We start from the raw sequence: 1,476 nt of genomic DNA on the forward strand, positions 1-1,476 counted from the left end.
TTGTAGGCCTTATGTTTGTATCTAGGACGTGCTAATACAAAGAGATAGCATAAGATTATTTGTTTATATTTTTATATAACCAAAATAACAACATAAATCCTAATCTTATGCTACGACAAAATACGGATTTAAATTTTGATGGACAACCGATCTATATCGGAATAGATGTCCATCTAAAGAGCTGGAACGTTGCGATCTACAGCAAGGACCTGTTCCTTAAGTGCATCCACCAGGAATCCAACGTGGGGGTCCTGGTGAACCATCTCTGGAAAAATTATCCCGGAGCCTCCTACCATTCGGTATATGAGGCGGGGTTCTGCGGTTTCTGGATCCATCGCGAACTCCAGGCGCACGGGGTCCACAACATCGTGGTCAATCCCGCCGATGTCCCCAGCACCCAGAAGGAGCTGCTCCACAAGAGCGATCCGATAGATAGCAAGAAACTGGGCAGGGCCCTTCGGGCCGGTGTCTTACGGGGGATATACGTCCCTTCGCCCGATTGTGAGGACGCCAGGTCCCTAGTGCGGCTGCGCCATTCCACGGTGAGGGAGATCGGCAGGATGAAGAACCGGCTGAAGTCATTCCTGTACACCAATGGCATCAGCTACCCCGAGGCCTTCCTGCACAACGGGACGCACTGGTCCAGGCGGTTCATGGCGTGGCTGAAGGAGGATGTCCACATCAAGGGCGAATTTGGCAGGCGGACGCTGGAGCTGCTGGTCCGGAAAGTGGAGTACCACAGGGGATTCCTGCTGGAGCTGAACCGGGAACTCAGGAGCATGATGGCCCAGCAGGTGCATGCCGTGGACTACGCGCTGCTGCGCTCTGTCCCGGGCATCGGTCCGGTGACGGCCATGAGCCTGCTGGTCGAGCTGGAGGACATCCGGCGGTTCGCCAACAGCGACCACCTGGCCAGCTTTATCGGCATCGTGCCGACCAGGCACAGTTCAGGTGAGCGTGACCCGGACGGAGAACTGACCTTCCGCAGGCACGAGCTGCTGAGGCGGATGCTGGTCGAGGCATCCTGGATCGCCGTGCGGAACGACCCGGTGCTGGCCCTGGGCTTTTCAAAGGCCTGCCTGAAGATGAAAAAGAACCTGGCGATCATCAAGGTCGCAAGGAAACTGGTCAACCGGATAGCGTATGTGCTGAGGACCAGGGAAAAATATGTTATTGGAGTAGTGAAATGACGGTACTTGGATAGACACAAAAAAATTGGGTGACCGCTATTCGCCCCTTGCGGCATTGCGTCCGCTCTCATTGTAGTTTGCGGCACCCATACTTTACAAACTGAAAAAGACACTGCAGCCATAGGTCTGCTCATAGAAGGTTGTTTGAAAAGTAACTGTCATATCGCAGCTGTTGGAAAAACCATCAGCTGGGCAACCTTTGGCCCAAAGCAAGGGAAAGGGAAAGGAAAAACAACCATAGAGGCAAATAATCAAGAAAAAATTTGGAATACAACATAGAAGGGGC

At 52.9% G+C, this 1,476-nt stretch carries 1 protein-coding gene; it reads left to right on the plus strand.

Annotated elements, in window-relative coordinates:
• The first annotated feature begins 107 nt into the window (after nucleotides 1–107).
• Nucleotides 108–1,190: an IS110 family transposase gene (locus NLF99_RS19585; protein ID WP_254530287.1), complete on the plus strand. Its 1,083-nt coding sequence runs from the start codon at nucleotides 108–110 to the stop codon at nucleotides 1,188–1,190.
• Nucleotides 1,191–1,476: the final 286 nt, after the last annotated feature.

The organism is Sphingobacterium sp. LZ11T8 (assembly GCF_024261425.1).
Taxonomy (GTDB): domain Bacteria; phylum Bacteroidota; class Bacteroidia; order Sphingobacteriales; family Sphingobacteriaceae; genus Sphingobacterium.

Coding starts and splice junctions, on each gene's coding strand:
- NLF99_RS19585 (WP_254530287.1), top strand. CDS start 108: ATGCTACGACAAAATACGGATTTAAATTTTGATGGACAACCGATCTAT.